Annotated in this window: 18 protein-coding genes; all 18 read right to left on the bottom strand. The window is 38.6% G+C overall.

Annotated features, from left to right (window positions below; translation table 11 throughout):
• Positions 1–4: 4 nt before the first annotated feature.
• Positions 5–235, bottom strand: a complete 231-nt coding sequence (locus tag C4S61_RS05615; protein WP_014773267.1) for a hypothetical protein — start codon at positions 233–235, stop codon at positions 5–7.
• 10 nt (positions 236–245) lie between these two features.
• Positions 246–1,112: a patatin-like phospholipase family protein gene (locus tag C4S61_RS05610; RefSeq protein ID WP_014773266.1), complete on the bottom strand. Its 867-nt coding sequence runs from the start codon at positions 1,110–1,112 to the stop codon at positions 246–248.
• Positions 1,113–1,198: 86 nt separating this feature from the next.
• Positions 1,199–2,569 carry a TolC family protein gene (locus tag C4S61_RS05605; protein WP_014773265.1) on the bottom strand — a complete coding sequence of 457 codons (1,371 nt, stop codon included), beginning with the start codon at positions 2,567–2,569 and terminating at the stop codon, positions 1,199–1,201.
• 11 nt (positions 2,570–2,580) lie between these two features.
• Complete coding sequence (locus tag C4S61_RS05600; RefSeq protein ID WP_014773264.1) at positions 2,581–5,655, bottom strand: efflux RND transporter permease subunit; 3,075 nt, start codon at positions 5,653–5,655, stop codon at positions 2,581–2,583.
• 4 nt (positions 5,656–5,659) lie between these two features.
• Positions 5,660–6,694 (bottom strand): efflux RND transporter periplasmic adaptor subunit, encoded by a 1,035-nt coding sequence (locus C4S61_RS05595; protein ID WP_103923946.1) that lies wholly within the window; start codon positions 6,692–6,694, stop codon positions 5,660–5,662.
• Between the two features lie 71 nt (positions 6,695–6,765).
• Positions 6,766–7,359: a TetR/AcrR family transcriptional regulator gene (locus tag C4S61_RS05590; protein ID WP_200820542.1), complete on the bottom strand. Its 594-nt coding sequence runs from the start codon at positions 7,357–7,359 to the stop codon at positions 6,766–6,768.
• A 151-nt stretch (positions 7,360–7,510) separates the two neighbouring features.
• Entirely contained in the window at positions 7,511–7,942 is a 432-nt protein-coding gene (locus tag C4S61_RS05585; protein ID WP_014773261.1) for a PaaI family thioesterase, read from the bottom strand.
• Between the two features lie 52 nt (positions 7,943–7,994).
• Complete coding sequence (locus C4S61_RS05580; protein ID WP_014773260.1) at positions 7,995–8,483, bottom strand: luciferase domain-containing protein; 489 nt, start codon at positions 8,481–8,483, stop codon at positions 7,995–7,997.
• 13 nt (positions 8,484–8,496) lie between these two features.
• Positions 8,497–9,378, bottom strand: coding sequence for a dioxygenase family protein (locus C4S61_RS05575; protein WP_014773259.1), 882 nt, complete (start codon positions 9,376–9,378; stop codon positions 8,497–8,499).
• An 84-nt stretch (positions 9,379–9,462) separates the two neighbouring features.
• Positions 9,463–10,128 (bottom strand): NAD(P)-dependent oxidoreductase, encoded by a 666-nt coding sequence (locus tag C4S61_RS05570; protein WP_014773258.1) that lies wholly within the window; start codon positions 10,126–10,128, stop codon positions 9,463–9,465.
• Entirely contained in the window at positions 10,128–10,505 is a 378-nt protein-coding gene (locus C4S61_RS05565; RefSeq protein WP_014773257.1) for a DoxX family protein, read from the bottom strand. The genes C4S61_RS05570 and C4S61_RS05565 overlap by 1 nt, the downstream gene beginning before the upstream one ends.
• Before the next feature lie 111 nt (positions 10,506–10,616).
• Positions 10,617–11,102: a hypothetical protein gene (locus tag C4S61_RS05560; protein WP_014773256.1), complete on the bottom strand. Its 486-nt coding sequence runs from the start codon at positions 11,100–11,102 to the stop codon at positions 10,617–10,619.
• Positions 11,074–11,427, bottom strand: coding sequence for a nuclear transport factor 2 family protein (locus tag C4S61_RS05555; RefSeq protein ID WP_014773255.1), 354 nt, complete (start codon positions 11,425–11,427; stop codon positions 11,074–11,076). The genes C4S61_RS05560 and C4S61_RS05555 overlap by 29 nt, the downstream gene beginning before the upstream one ends.
• A gap of 83 nt (positions 11,428–11,510) precedes the next feature.
• Positions 11,511–12,272 (bottom strand): SDR family NAD(P)-dependent oxidoreductase, encoded by a 762-nt coding sequence (locus tag C4S61_RS05550; RefSeq protein WP_103923799.1) that lies wholly within the window; start codon positions 12,270–12,272, stop codon positions 11,511–11,513.
• Positions 12,273–12,317: 45 nt separating this feature from the next.
• A complete protein-coding gene (locus C4S61_RS05545) occupies positions 12,318–13,187 on the bottom strand; it encodes an SDR family oxidoreductase (RefSeq protein ID WP_014773254.1) in 870 nt (289 codons plus the stop codon).
• A gap of 96 nt (positions 13,188–13,283) precedes the next feature.
• Positions 13,284–13,550, bottom strand: a complete 267-nt coding sequence (locus C4S61_RS05540; protein WP_160111209.1) for an ArsR/SmtB family transcription factor — start codon at positions 13,548–13,550, stop codon at positions 13,284–13,286.
• 370 nt (positions 13,551–13,920) lie between these two features.
• Positions 13,921–14,919: a DUF2971 domain-containing protein gene (locus tag C4S61_RS05535; RefSeq protein WP_103923797.1), complete on the bottom strand. Its 999-nt coding sequence runs from the start codon at positions 14,917–14,919 to the stop codon at positions 13,921–13,923.
• A gap of 141 nt (positions 14,920–15,060) precedes the next feature.
• Positions 15,061–16,266 (bottom strand): SIR2 family protein, encoded by a 1,206-nt coding sequence (locus C4S61_RS05530; RefSeq protein ID WP_103923796.1) that lies wholly within the window; start codon positions 16,264–16,266, stop codon positions 15,061–15,063.
• Between the last annotated feature and the right edge of the window lie 51 nt (positions 16,267–16,317).

Below are 16,317 nucleotides of genomic sequence, written 5' to 3'. Positions count from 1 at the left end.
TTAATTATTTAATCAATTTTTCTATAATATAAGCTGGAACCTGGGCTGAATACGCATCTTCATCATTAAGTTGATTTTTGGTAACAAGTTCCAACTCGAAGATTAGCCCTAATACAAAAACCTTATCCATTTTTAGCTCTTGATAGAAGTTGTCATATTTTCTTTTTCCCAATAAATTGATCCCATAGAGATGAAAAACATGAATAATTTTACGGAGTTTAGAATAGCTTCCCATCTCTTAATAATTATAATATTCTATACTTTGTTATTTGTTCACTGGCAACCATTTCCCCTATTTTTATCAGTTCATCTGCTTTATGAAAGTCGAAGGTATTGGCCGAATCATTAGGGATATTGATTAAGATATCCGGTTTGTACCTTTCAATATGCTGCCTGGCAATTTTATGTATCATAGCAGCAGTGGTTGTGGTTAACATAGAATAATAACCTAAACTTCCTTTATCTCCTGATGAAACCAGTTTGGCCATATTTTTCATGAGGCCATTAAGCTGGTTATCGTTCGAATTGTTATTTGGCAAAACATTTTTGTTTAATTCATTTTTTTTATCTCCGTATAGATTTACCACAACAAGAATGTAATCCTGTTTACGTTCTACATACTCAATGGGAACCGGATTTAACACCCCCCCGTCTACCAGCAATAAGTTCTTATACATAACCGGTATAAAAACGGTTGGAATTGCTACCGATGCCCGAATGGCCTCATAAAAACTACCCGATTTAAAAATCATTTCGCGTTCGTTCAGCAGATCAGTAGCTACAGCCGCAAAAGGAATACGCATCTCCTCAATGTTCATGTCGGGGATAATTGTTTTCATTTTGTCAAATACTTTATCCCCTTTCAGTAACCCGGAGGTTGACAAAGCAAAATCCAAAAGTCCCCAGATTACCTGTCGGTTTATTGTTTTTACCCAATCGGTGTATTCGGGTAATTTACCCATCGCGTGGAGTCCGCCAATAACAGCGCCTATAGAAGATCCCGAAATAGAGGATATTTCAAACCCTTGTTTCTCCAATTCATTAATAGCACCAATATGAGCCAGCCCTCTTGAGCCGCCACTTGATAATACTAATGATACTTTCCTTTTCATCTTTTAAAATTCATTCATTAATTTCTATTCTATCATTTAATCCAGATGGTTAGCCATTTCTACTTTTGAGTACAAATAGCATTGCTTTAACGCATGTTCTTAACCTCTCTACTGGTACCGGTAACTTGTAAATAGGTTGATATTGCCAGTTGATATTGAGTTTTGGCTTCAATCAATTTATCAGCAGTTTCTGTTTGCAGTGCTTGTGCTTCCAGTAAGTCCGAAAGGGTGACAACACCACTGTTATAACTGGTCTGCATTACTTTCAGATTCTCATCGGTTTGCTTTACAGTTTCTTCCATCATTATAATTTGACGATAAGATTCGTTTACATCAGTCCAGGCTTTTTCCATCTGAAGCTTTAATAAACCTTTGGTATCATTGAAAGTGTTCTCGGCAATTTGTTCCTTGATTTTATGTTCCTTGATGGCGTGCGAGCCTCCCCACCAATCGGAAATGGGTATAGACACTGTGCCATAAACCAAACCATTGGTAGTAGTATTAGTTCCTTCGTAATAGCTGTTGAAGGAATAACCAGCAGCACCTACAGCTAACTGAGGCATATAATCGCCCCTTTTCATTTTAGTTTGTAACTGCTCTGCTTTTACCGATTGCTGCAACAACTGATATTCTGCCCGGTTTGGTAATGCAGCTTCGATATCGGTGTAATAAGTGTTTGGCAATTGTATGTTTTGCAAATCTTCCTGCAATACCAGCGCTGAGTCATACACTATACCGATGGTTTGACAGAACTGCCTAATCGCTAACTGCTTGCCGCTTTGCAGTTTGCTTTTATTGGTTCTAAGTTCACTTTGCTTTATCTGTACTTTCAACGCATCGTTTTTAATAATTAACCCTGATTTGAAGGCATCCTTTACTTGCTTGCTTACATCGTTTAACAACGCTTCATATTGTGCGATGGTCTTTTCTTTTTCCTGAAGCACTACAATCTGCCAGTATTGTTGTTCTGTTTTTAATAGCGTTTCATTTAAACTTAATTGTTGTTGCTTCTCTTTTACGTCAACTCCCAATTGGGCGAGTTTATTTCCGTTGCTGATTTTTCCACCAACAAAAATGGGTTGGGTTATATTGAGTAATCCAACCGTTGCTCTATCTAAAAGCTGGAGGTTTAAACCTGGAAAATAAGCAAACTCTGTTGCCGTTGCGAGGTTAGCCGGATTGCCGTCATATACCGGCAAATTTCCTCCCGGCATATTGAATTTAATGATGGGGTCCATCGCACGCATAGCAAATGCTGTTGCACTTACTTTAGGAAAGTAGTTGGTAAAAGCATTTTTCTTTACCTCCTGAGCCATCTCCATTTCCAATGCACTGTTTTTAATGTGTACATTATTTTTAATCGCCAAGTCTTTACTTTCTTGTAGGCTCAGCGTTGTCTGGCTGTATCCTTCTGTTATGAGAAATAAAGTGGCAGCTATGATAATTATCTTTTTCATTCTAAAGAATTTTAAGCAATTGATTTCTTAAGTGATTGATGATACATCACAGGCAGCACATACAAGGTAAGTATCATGGATATCAGCAGTCCAAAGCAAACTACAGCACCTAAAGGCCCCCAAAGAGATGAGCCACTTACAATCATCGGCACCACGCCAACGGCAGCCGCAAAAGAAGTGAGAAATATGGGGCGCATTCTACGCTTACCGGCAGCCACCGCTGCTTCCGCCAATAACATTCCGTTCTTGTTGCGGAGCTCTTCAGCATAATCAATCAGGATAATGCCATTGCGCACGACGATACCCATAAGGCTCATTATTCCGAGGAAGGAGGTAAGCCCAAAAGGATAACCGGTAAGTACTAAACCCATAGCCGCACCCAGAAAACTTAAAGGCATGGTCAGCATCACTAAAAAGACTAATCTCGATCGCTTAAACTGGAAAAGCAAAATAAAATAAATCAACATTACGCCTGCCAGCATGGCTTTGCTCAGCGGTGTATAATTTTCCAATTCACTTTCCTCCTCACCGCCATACGTGAGTTGAACATCGGAACCTGTTTTTATTTTTTTGAGTTCCGGCTTTAGTTCAGCTAATATTTTATAAGGTAGCACCCCTCTTTTTACATCCGCTCGCACCGTAATAGTTCGTACACCGTTCCTGCGGATAATTTGCCCTTCGCTCCAGTCGGTGGTTATGGTAGTTACCTGTCGCACAGGAACTGTGGCACTCAAAAACAGGGATGTTACATTTTGATTTTCGATATCATCAAAACCATCTCTTTTATCGATTGGATTAATGACCTTCACATCTACCGGATAATCTCCTTCCCAAACTGTACCTATAGGTATCCCAGAGAAACCAGATGCTATTGAAGAGGCGATTAGTCCTCGGGTCAACCCTAACCGGTTGGCGAGTTCATCATTCACATCTACACGCACACCCTGCCTTTTATTAAGATAATCCGTACGCGCCCATATAACAGCATCGTTTTGTTGCATTATACTTTTTACATTTTCAGCGATGGCTTTTATGGAATCAATGTTGTTACCGGAAATCCGTACTTCAATCGGAGCGGTTGTGCTCAGCATATCCAATTGTTTCATGCGCACATAGGCATTTGGAAAAATATTGCGTTTTGCTTCATATTCATCCAATATTGCCACGGCATCGTCGGCTGTTATGGTATTGACTACCAACTGCGCATAATTTTTTGATGGGAAATTAGGTGCGTAGGTAGTGTGGAAACGTGGTGAGCTGGTACCCATGAAGGAGGCTACATTAACCACCCGACTATCACTCATGAGCAATACCTCCATACTATCGGCAACAGCAACTGTTTGGGCAAGTGTGTATCCTTCCGGTAGATAAATTTCTACGGCAAACTGATTCCTCTCCACTTTTGGAAATAACTGTCGTGGCAACAGTGCCATGATTGCTCCGCCTAATAAAATGGAGAGTAAGCCTACCAGCATGGTCAGCTTTGGTCCTCTGAAGGCACTTTCGAGTGTGCTATTATAAAACTGTTGCACCCAATCGAGTAGTGACTTCTTATCGGCTTTTGCTTCTTCCGCTTCTCCTTTCCTGACTCCTTTTTTGATAAATACATAGCTCATGTAAGGAACCAGAAAGTAGGCCACCAGCATAGACGTAAACAAGGCCACACCAATGGTAACAGGCAGAGAACCAACAAAATCACCGGTCATTCCAGATAAGAAAAATACCAAAGGAACATAGGTAGCGATAATGGCAAGGGTAGCAGAAAATACCGGAACAAAAAGTTCTGTCGCACTTTTCCAGGCAGCATCCCAGGGCGTTTCGCCATGATCTAATTTTTCTACATGACTATCAATAACAACAATGGCATTATCCACCACCATGCCTAATACAACGATTAATCCTGCAAGCGAAACGGTGTGTAGTTCAACACCTAATAAATATAAAATGCCTACGGTTATAAAAATGGTAATGGGGATCGTTACGCCGGCAACCGCAGCTACCCGTAAAGGCAATAACAACATCGTAACGATGATCACAGCGATAATAGCAATGAAAAATTCTTTCAGGAAATGAATAATGGAACGATCTACGGCTGTTGGCATATCAGCAATCTTATCCAGATTTACATCAGAAGAAATTTTAGTCCGGATGGAAGCGAGGGATTGATCCACCTGTTTCCCAAAATCAACAATGTTGTTGCCAGGTTGCATTTCCAATGACACCAGCAAGCTTTTTGCCCCATTGTTTTTTATGAAAGAGTCAGGTTCCTTATATTTTCTAACTACAGTAGCAATATCTTTCATCCGGATGATGTTACCAGCAGGATCGGCATACACGATTTGGTTTTTAATGTCTTCTTCCGATTTGAAATTTGCTGGAATATGTATCGGTGTAATCAATTCTGAATTATTGAGTTCGCCACCGTAATACACAGCACCCTCCAATTGCATGGCGGCAAGCACCGTAATAGGACGCACACCGTAATAAGCCAGTTTAGCATTATCCAGATAAATGGCTATCTGTTCCTGTTGAATTCCGTAGTGTTTTACTTTAGAAACGGCCTTTATTTTTCGCAATTCCGTTTCGATAATTTTCAATTCTTTCTCCAGCTCTTTATAGGTTTTGCTTTCTGATTGTATGGTAAGTAGCAAAGCGGCTGTATCGCCAAAATCATTGTTGGCAATCAGCGCAAGTACCTGCGGTGGCAACTGTAATTTTAATTCGCTGAGGCCGAATTTTATTTTATCCCAAAAGCCATCAGGGTCTTTTACGTTGTTGTTTACTTCCACAAACACAACCAACATTCCTTCTCTGGATATGGAATACGTTTTCTCCCGGTTTACTTCTTTAAAACCGTAAAGAAAACTTTCCACTTTGGTGGCTAATTGGTCTTCCACCTGTTCGGAAGTAGCCCCCGGAAATACACCGATGATCAATCCCTGTCGAATGATGAACTCAGGAAATTCATTTCGGGGCATTACCCAAAGAGAAAATATACCAAACAACACCAACAGACTTGTTATGGTAATGGCTATTTGCTTATACCTCATAGCCAATTCTATGACATTAAACTTATGTGTCGTCATGATGCTATTTTATAATGTTTACCTGTGAGCCCTGGCGAAGTTTGTCTTGCCCTGCCACAATGATTTTATCACCTTCTTTCAAATTTCCGCTGACCAGAATTTTTTGGTCGATTAAAGCAATGGTTTTCACCGCTCGCTTTTGAGCCGTGTTATTTTCTATCACATATACAAACTGCGTCCCTTGTAAATCCTGCTGCATTGCTTTGTTAGAGATAAGAACACCGGTCGCCTTGTTTTGGGTTGCAAAGTTGACTGTACAAACCATACCCGGCTTAATGGCTAAATCAGAATTGTCAACTTCAAGTCTTACCGGATAGGAGTGTGAAAATATATCAGCCGAAACACCAATTTCTCTTACAATACCGGTGATTGTTTTAGAGATAGCTCCAACAGTAATGATGGCCTGATCTCCCTTTTTGAACGAACTGATCTCATCTTCTGGTACGGGAATTTTTACATATACTTTACTGATGTCGAATAATTCAAAAACTGTAATATTTGGAAATACATTCTCTCCCTCCTGAATCGATTTTTTACCTATCACACCCGCTGTAAAAGCATATAGTTTTGTATCGTCAAGTCCTTTTTTTGCAATGGCTGTAGCCGATTTTGCCTGACTTAATCCTGTTTCTACCTCCACCCATTTTATTTCAGACAGGGTACCATTTTCATGCATCGGCATTAACCGGTTATACGCATCCTGTGCCTGTTGTAATTTTTGAAATGCCATCTGGTAGGTGTTCTCCATAGTCGATGGATTTAGTTGTGCCAGCAACTGGCCTTTGTTTACCTGCTGTCCTTCTTCTACTGCTATTTTCGAAACGGTTCCCGGCACCGAGAAACTGAGTGGTGTATTTTTCTTTGGCACCACAACCCCGGAATACCCAACTGTATGGCTTCCTTTAAATTGAATTACTTCTTCTGTTTTAACATTAAGGGAAATGTGCTTCGCACTTTCCGATGATGTATTCTCTCCTGACGAGCATCCGGCCAGGATAACGGAAAACCAAAGAGCGATGTGCAGTTTATTGACTTTCATATTCATTGTTAGTTCTATTAATTACAATTAGACTATTTTAGTTTTTTGGTCGATAATGGGTTAAAAAAAAATTACCTCGCTATGATTCCATAAAAAAGCACGTTCAGCAATCCTTCAAACCGATTTTCTGTTTTTGCATAATTGTTTTTAATGAATAAAGGATATTCTAAACCCTTCAGTGCTGTGACCAGGGCAAAGGCGGTGAGGTTGATGTCTTCTATTTTAAAATCACCTTCTTCAACACCCGTCTTCAATATTCCTTTGATGGTGTTAACCTCTTCGGTGTCATACTTCACTCTGACATTTTCAATGAAACTGTAATGCTCCAGATATTCATCTTTTAAAGCACTGTATAGATTGGTTAATTTGTTAATAACTTTCATTCTTGTTAAAACATAAGCCCGTATTTTTTTTTCAGAGGTAGTTTCTGCATTGATTGCTTTTGCTATGGCAGCACTTAACACATCCGATTCCTTTTCAACGATTGCCTTGAAAATATCTTCTTTGCTTTTGAAGTAATGATAGATGGAACTTTTGCCTTTTCTTGAAGCATGAGCTATTTCATCCATTGTGGTTTTCTTAAAACCATATCTGGCAAAGATGGTTTTAGCGGAATTTAGGATGACCTCACTTACATCGTCTTTAATGTCCATTGTTGTTTCCATTGTTTCTTCCCAAACTATTTATCGACCAAATTAGTTTTTTGGTCGAGTGCAAAGATATACATTTTTTTTAAACCCACTCTTTTAAGAATTCTTTCGGTTGGGGAGTTTAGCTCAAACAAGCTGATTTTTGCATAAATTTGAGCGGCTCATGTTAAGATTCACTCCTTAATGCGCTATACACACATCTTGCGAGGGCGACCGGTTCTTTATTATCGGGCTGAAACAATTCTACATCAACCTTAATGATTGTCTTCCCTTGTTTAATTATTCGTGCTTTTGCTTGTACATCCGCCTTAACGGCTGCATGTAAATAATCAATGCGCATATCAATGGTGTTCAGCCTGTCATTGGGTGAATGTAAAGCCGTTGCCCCGGCCACTCCTCCGGCAGTATCGGCAATGGCGGCCAGAATACCTCCATGCCAGCGGCCTTGTATAAAATCACCAATAAACTCTTCTTTGAATGGAACATGAATATGAACCGAGCCTGCTGTAATCTCAACTATTTTTAAACCGAGTATTTTGTTAGCAGGCATCATGTTTTCGATGGCGTGCTTCAATATTTGAAAATCATTTTCGTGCATGGTTAATTTTTTTTTAGTAGAATTTATTTTTACTGACCCAAACTTCGCCTCATTAATCGCTTATTTCACCTATTGCAAATTGGTAGGAGCGAAAAATAATTTTTTTAATCTCATCGGCCTCCTCTTCGTTTCTGGGCGCGTAAACCATTATGAAGTTTGGCGGCAACCATCCTTTATGCACTACAGGATGCAATTCGCCCCAACCCAGTTCAATTACTTTTTTTACATCACGCTGCGGGAGGCCTAAGTGCATACTGCCATCCGGAGCAGGATGAAAATGCGCAAATTCCGTTTCAACCATAAAAGCATTACAATGTGTGCACATTTTTTCTTCTGACATACACATGGCCTGTGCTCCGGGTACAGAGATTTTGCTATACTCCTTTGAAATATCAGGAAGCGAGAATGCCCAACCAATGAGTTCATCCACCAGCTTTCTGTCTTTTGGTTGTTGATCCAATTGCATGTGAGGATTGCTCGGTGTGGTAGTTGGTTTGGCTCCTGTTCTTTTTGGAAGCTCAAAATCATAATGTAAGGTCATGTTATACTATTGTTTAATGGGTTGATTCAATGATGAAACTACGGTCGCTAAATGCAGGCAAAAGACTTTCATAGGTGTGCTCTATAGTATCGTTGGTATTCAGCATAGCCATAGAATAAATTAGCGGCACATAATGATCGGGAGTCGGGGCAGCCATTTTTCCAAATTTTGTTTTTTCATAATTCATCAAACTTTTTATGTCGCGGTCCACCACTCTCTGTTTTATCCATTCATCAAATTCCTTATCCCATCCATACAAGGTTTTATCGCCTTTGAAAAGTCTGGAACTTGCCAATTGAAGATTATGAACAACGGAACCGCTGCCGATAATCAAAACACCCTTCGTTCTTAATTTCTTCAGTTGAACTGCTAACTCATAGTGGTATTGAGGAGATTGATAATAATCAATGCTCATCTGAAAAACCGGTACATTGGCATCTGGGAAAAGATGACGAAGCATGGGCCAATTGCCATGATCGAAACCCCATTCGGTTGTAGTTCTAATTGCAGGGATGGCTTCTGCTACATTTTTGGCAAATTCCGGAGCACCTGGAGCCATGTATTTTATAGTGTAATATTCGGGAGGGAAACCGTAAAAATCGTAAATCGTTTCCGGCCACGGAGAAACATTTACGTATGTGCCTTTGGTACACCAGTGTGCTGATACTACCAATATGGCTTTAATTTCTTTTGGATATTTTTTTCGTAAGTCAACACCTAAATCAAAAAGATAAGTTAAAAAAGGATTCGCTTTATGAGGAAGGTGTATGTCCATTGGGTTTCCGTGCGAAGTAAAAAGAACCGGAAGGGTTACTTCCTGTTCGGGTAAGCCGGTTATCGAATTGGCCCAGCTCTTTACATTTGAAGTCCCAAAACCTATTGTTGCTGCTCCCATTATTTTTATAAAGTCTGATCGGTTCATTTTACAATTCAAAAGGGAATTTAAATCGGACGCACGTTACTCCGCTACCGGATAAAGTCATTCTGATGAAATAGAAAGTTCTTGCTGGTAATACTTTTCATCATCAACAATGTCCAGCATAAAGCGGGCAACATCTTTTCGGCTGATGGTCATGTTTAGTTTTTTATCGCCTTTAATGCTTACCCGAACTTGCTTCTGCTTTTCACTGCTGCTAAGGCCAACCGGTCGAACAGATGTCCATTTCAGTCCGCTTGTACGAAGTACTCTTTCCTGATCTTCATGACCTGCGTAGGCTACACCAACGTTGGTCTTTTTGATAAGAAATTTAAATATCCAATTTGTTTCTTTGTAGCTATCGCCTGTTCCCCAGGCTGAAACAGTTATCACCCGCTTTACACCGTTTTCATTCATTGCGAAAATTATATTTTTCATACTTGTATACAATAAATCAAGTGGCGAAGTCACTTTTGCCCAAGGCAGGTCAGATTTCCTTCCAATGTTGAGCGCAACAAAGATGGCATGTGTTTCCTTGATAACTTTCCTCACATCATCTATACGCATAGGATTTCCTTCAATGACTTGTAGATTGGGATTTGCAAGTTTGATTTTTTGTTTGTCGCGAACCAATGCTTTTACAACCCAACCTTTTTCCAGGGCTTGTTTTACAATTTCAATTCCAGTTCGGCCATTGGCGCCTAATACGGCTATTGCTTTTATGTCCATTATTTTTTCGTAAAACTTGCCAGCATTTCGGGATTGCGCAGGTAATTACCAATCCAGATCACAGTCAAAATAATGGCAGGCATTATAAACGATTCCTCATGTTGTAGATGAGTGGCAATGGCTCCACCAAAGTGGGCGGTTAACAAAAGAAACCCAAGGGAGGATGTTCTGGGAATAATAAATAAAATGATGAAAATCAATTCGCCAATTCCTATAAACGTGAGGTTATCAATCAATCCCCATTTAGTGAAATTAGTTACCAATTCTTCAGCGTGTGTCAGTTTCATGGTGGCGCTCATAATAACCAACGCACCCACTAGTCCAATTATCACCCATGCGGCAATTTTTCTTGTTTTACTCTTTGTTTGCTTTTCCATGATGGTTTTGTTTACTAAATGAATTTCATTTCCATAAATTCTATACTTAAGCATGATGCTCAAGCAAGAACTGCCAAGTAGTTCACTTACCTGGTTTATATCCGATCAAAATCAGGGCAGGAGATAAACGATTACAGTAATAATCAATCCTGTACCAAAAGCATAGGCAAGCAATTGCCAGGCTCTTGCTCTGTCTTTCACCCTGAATTCTTTTTGATCGATGGTATCTGTTTTCCCCACCTCTCCTAAATTGAACATGTGCCCAAATCCGAAATACACGCAGAACTTATTGTACGCCTGTATGAATCCTGTTGCTCCCATTACTGCCGGAATGAAAACTACAAGTCGCATCCAGTGAGGTGCACTGAACCATAATAAGAGAGAAATGGTAATTACCGTTAGTACCAACCCTGTCCATCCACTTGCTTTTCGCCTTTTGATTTCCTCTCTCCCCATATTGCAGGTTCCGGGAATATATTTTTCATTGGAAGGGTTGCTTCCATTATTTTCATTAAACGATGACATAAAGGCAATGGCTTGATCGAGTGAAATTGCTCTTGTTTTGATTTTAGTTAGTTGAATAATAAAAACGTTCATGAATAATTTGGCCGTCCTTCCATTTTTGCACGGCCACCTGGCACATTTTCATGCGGGGCGCGCCTTTGTAGGTGACATCAAATTCCCATTCTACCATAGTCACATTGTCGCCCACGGCAACTGCTTTTACTTCTGCTCCGTGAAACGTTTCAATCATCTGCATCCCTTGAATTTCCCTTTCCCTGTTGGCTGATTTGCCAACCATTGGGGGTTTGGAGTTTTCCTGCATTACTACATCTTCATGATAATACTTTTCAAAAGCATCCATTTGTTTGCCCGACAGCATTAGCTTGATTAGGTCTTCGATTTTTTCTTTGATGTTCATGGTTTGATATTTTTTCGTGTATAAATAAATTCGGTTTTAGAGCAGATAACTATGTAAGTGCCGATGTTGAATAAACAGAGAATCTAATATGCCGCCATTCCTCCATCTACCACATTAATGGTTGCAGTTATAAATTGGCTATCGTCAGAAGCTAAATACAAAACTACATTGGCTACTTCTTCGGGCTGAACATACCTTCCCAAGGGAACACCTTTTATAAATTCCGCTTTTATTGCCTCTGCATGTCCTGGAGCCATTCCTTCTTCCAGAGAACGCATCATCCGGTTATCAACGGTCCCCGGATTAACTGTATTTACCCTGATTTTTCGTGGGGCAGCCTCCTGTGCTGTGGCTCGCATAATACCAATGGTGGCGTGTTTACTTGCATTATAGGCGGTCATTCCTGAGATGCCAATAAGCCCTGCTACGGAAGATGTAATGATAACACTTCCTCCGTCATTCATTCTTGGTAACACATGCTTCATGCCCAACCAAACCCCTTTCACATTGACAGCAATAACTTTATCAAAATTTTCCTCCGGGTATTCTGTAATTGGCTTTACCACCCCTTCGATCCCTGCATTATTGAAGAACACATCTATTTTGCCAAATTTATCTACTGTTTTCTGTGCATATTTTTCAACATCAGAACTTTGGGTAACATCTGCTACGCAATAATCAACATTTGGTGATTGTAATTCTGTTGCAGCATTTTTCAACGAATCCTCATTTACGTCAACAAGCATTATTTTCGCACCGTTTTGTAAAAAAAGTTTGGCGGTAATCAGGCCGATACTGCCGGCACCACCTGTAATGATTGCAACTTTGTTTTCTAATTTTCCCATATTGGTTTCATTTATGAATTTCTACTATTTAAGGTTTTATTTATCCTACAAGGATTTTGTGCCATATACACTTTTTAGAAAATCCTTTAAATCAAGAGGAGGATGACCAATTAATTTCTTTAATGTATCATCGGCATAATCAAACTCCCCGGCTTTCATGGTCTCGGCAATACTTGCCATCATACCCGTAACATTTTCCGGCAAACCATGTTGCAGCATGCCCTTTTTCAAATCTTCCAGTGGAATATCTACATAGTTTACAGGGGCATTTACAATATCCGAAAGCATAACAGCTATCTCTGTAAAGGTATATGCTTTTAATGCGGTGATATTATACACTTTATTCTGATGGGCAGAAGGGTTGGAAAGTACAACTGCATTGGCCTCTGCCATATCATTTCGTGACGCAAAATTTACCCTTGCATCACCAGCACTGTAATAAATAGCTCCTGTATTGGTAAAATCTCCTAACAACATCGGTAGAAAATCAGCATAATAGGTATTTCCCATAATGGTATAAGGAATTCCTGATGCTTTAATCTCTGCTTCTGTTTTTACGTGATCCATACCTCCACTGAATTTGGAATCAGGGGAAGATTTCAGCACACTGGTGTAAACGATATGCTTTATGCCACTCTCTTTTGCCGCTTTTATGGCATTAGAATGCTGCTCATAACGTCCGGTTATGGAACTTGATGAAACCAGTAAAAGGACATCTACCCCCCGCATAGCCGCAAGCAATGAATCATAATTAAAGTAATCTCCTATGGCAATATCCACTCCTTTTTTTTTGAATGGAGCTCCTTTTTCTTCGGTTCTTACCAATGCCCTAATTGGGGTTTTAGGATTTTTTTTCAATAAAGATTCGATAGTGGCCGCCCCTAAATGCCCGTTGGCTCCTGTAATTAATATCATAATTTTTTGTTTTTAAATTAGTTGGTAGATGTTTTCACAAACTTAATCAAAATTAAAAGATATATTGAAATATATCTATATATTGAATAAAAAAAATTACTTGACCAATTCTTCTTTAAGGGATGTGAGGTATTTTTCTAACAACTTCTTATTTACCGATAAAAGCGAATGTTGTCCATCCTTTTTTGCATGGATAAGTCCGCAATCAAACAGTATTTTAGAGTGGTGTGAAATGGTAGGTTGAGAAAGCGTAAAGTGGCCTTCCAATTCACTGCAACTGATTTCTCCTTTTGCCATGAGTATCTTTAGAATTTTGAACCGCGTGGCATCAGCCAGTGCTTTTGATATTTTGAGCAAATCCATTGTCATTTTGTTTTTTGTAAAGATAATGTTTTGTAAAGAATTTTACTGTTGACCAAAACTAATAGCGAATAAAATAAGGTGCTTTATTGCTGGCCAGGCTGAACTTTATAAGTATAATATACTTAGGGTATGGATGATATTACTGACCTATCTCGAATTCACACTGCCTACTATTTATAGTCTGGCGCGGCTATGGCATGTGCCAAATGCTTGGGGCAATTCGGATGACAACTCTTCTTAAAAATGCGAAGGGTCGGGCCGTTTCTTTTTCTCTCCATGCGTTGGCATATTATTCATAATATTCCCATTCAATAAATTCTAGGTCTTTCCCGTTTGTCGGTTTACATTCAAAGTATTGTAGTTCTTTTGCTTACTTATCAAAAATGTGAAAGATTCTCTTCTTTACGTTTTCTGGAGTTCGCATACCAAAATAGATAGCTTTCAGACTTTCAAGTGGATAATGTCGGATTCTTTCTTCTGGTTCTTGGGGATTTCCAAAGTTTATATGAATCGCTCTCCATTCCTTTTCATATTTCCACGGTGCAGTTTTGGTAGAGAAAACCCATTCTAATTGATGAGCAAAATGATGTGTCCAAGGTTTTGAAAGACCTATCAAATCACAATCGTGTTCATTTTCAAAAACTTGTGAAAACTCGAAAAAATTTATAAACGGCTGTTCGCTCTCATAATTAACTTTTTTAATTCTGTCCCAATACACGTGGGTTTCTAAATCCCATTTGGATAGTCTTTCTTTGTATTTTTTGCAATCTAATTTCCTTCGAGCTTTCCCGATGTAAGGGAAAAGACCTGAATTTTCTAACGCAAACTCTAAACAGATTCCTGAATGCTTGCTGGAATAGTGCGACCACATTAAAAAATCATCATTGCTTTCTGAAAAGCAAGTAGCATAACTATTTTCAAGAAATTTTGACGATATACGTTTAAGTACGCTTTTGAAATTCTCTGAATCAAATTGGAATTCTAGATTGTGTTTCTTTGATGCGGAATCAATAATGCTTTTAATATCAATATCCCAAACTCTTTCTTTTTCATCTTTTAGCTGGTTTATATATTCAAAAACCGTTTGCTGAAATTCTGCAACCTTTGTTCTGTTGTCATTGAATGCAAGTAGGTTTTTGTCGTTCTTCCTTTTTTTGTCAGTTAAGGCATCATTGAGCGATAGGGTTGACTTAAAAAGAAAATAAATCAGATATTCTACTTGCTCGGATTTCTCACAACTAAATTCAATCCGAGCCGACAAATCAAGCGGGTCATTCAATTCGAAGTAGGAAGCGAAGTACAACTCTTGATAGTAAAGTTCCTTAAAAAGAAATTCTGAAAGTGGGCGATATTTATAGAGAATCTTCAATTTCCTGCAGTGGTAATAATTTTTCAGTCAGCTATCCTTGTATGCAGCACAACTTTTGGCTATGAGTATTATCCCTAAGTGGAGCGGCATAGGTGGTGTTACAAGTTTTTTATTATTTATTTTTTATTAAATGAACAGTTTTTATTCAAATTTAAAGGTTTCATCAAAGTATTCCTTTTTGACGATGATGTAAGATGAGGGTATGCCATAATCAAATGTGAATCTTTCAAAGATCAAATCCGGGTTGGGATTATGGATAATAATCTTTGGAAATGTTTTCCGTTTGAGAAATGCCGATTTAAACAATTGATCAGTTCTAATATCAGTTACAGGAAATGAATATCCTATTATATAGATTTCCTCTGCGTTTTCAATTTCTCTTTGTGCTTCAGCCCAAACTCGAGTAAATAATGTTCCAAATAAATCGTATTCTTTATTTTTTACCGGGGGAATTATTAATGGCATAGAATACAAACCTTTATCATTCGATTTTCCTTCAGGCATCAAAGGGTTTTTAATTCTGCTTTTTACTATTGTATAACCTTCAGGAGCAGGTTTACCTATCAAGGGAAGATTTGGTGGATAATAGCCATATGAGAACTCTTCATATCCAGACATGTATCTACCAGCATAGGTTGCATATGGTTTAGTTGCTCGTTCGAAGACATAGAAGTCTTCTACATTAGTTTCCTGGCTTAATTCAAATTTGCCTTCTTTGCTAGGTATAATATGACTTGTAATCCAATTACTAGAACCGTGAAGTTTTAACAACTTCGGGAAATTTCGTTCAATAGATTGATCATCATTATAAATCCAATCATCCCTGAAAACGGCAGAAGGCTGTACAAAATATCCATTTCCACTATTCCAATCAGTTTCTTTCATTAAAGCTCTGTCCATCAAAGTATCCCAATTAAAAGTTATGATTGAGTCTCTCGTAGAAAGTTGTTTAGCTAAATTTTTATGAGTTAAAGATTCATCACCATTCTGAATTTCATTTATTACACTTACAAAAAGAAATATCAATTCATTATAAGCCTTTAATTGTTGAATACCATCTGGGTGTCTAAAAATATTTCCACGATGTAAAGCCTTGTACAATTTTTTTTGAATTTCAGAATGCAGTAATTCGATATCTTCAGAAAAATTCAAAAATTGGAGTGCATCAACTTTATCTCTATCAGATATATAGTTAATTAAATGTCCAATTAATACCCAAGGATTTTCTGAAATTTCAAGTTTTCTAAAGGTTTCAAAAAAGTCTAATGCAACAGGCATTTTCACACCTGTTTTAGATTTGTTATAGCTTTTAGAAGCCCCTGCTCCAAGTATTATTGCTCTTTTCATTTAAAAAATAACGTCAATGTAAGAATCGTAGTTTTGGTTGTGCTGTAGCAA

The organism is Algoriphagus boritolerans DSM 17298 = JCM 18970 (genome assembly GCF_900108085.1).
In the GTDB taxonomy this organism is placed as follows: domain Bacteria; phylum Bacteroidota; class Bacteroidia; order Cytophagales; family Cyclobacteriaceae; genus Algoriphagus; species Algoriphagus boritolerans.
The sequence above is the reverse complement of the archived record's forward strand: the minus strand, read 5'-3'. Positions and strand labels throughout refer to the sequence as shown.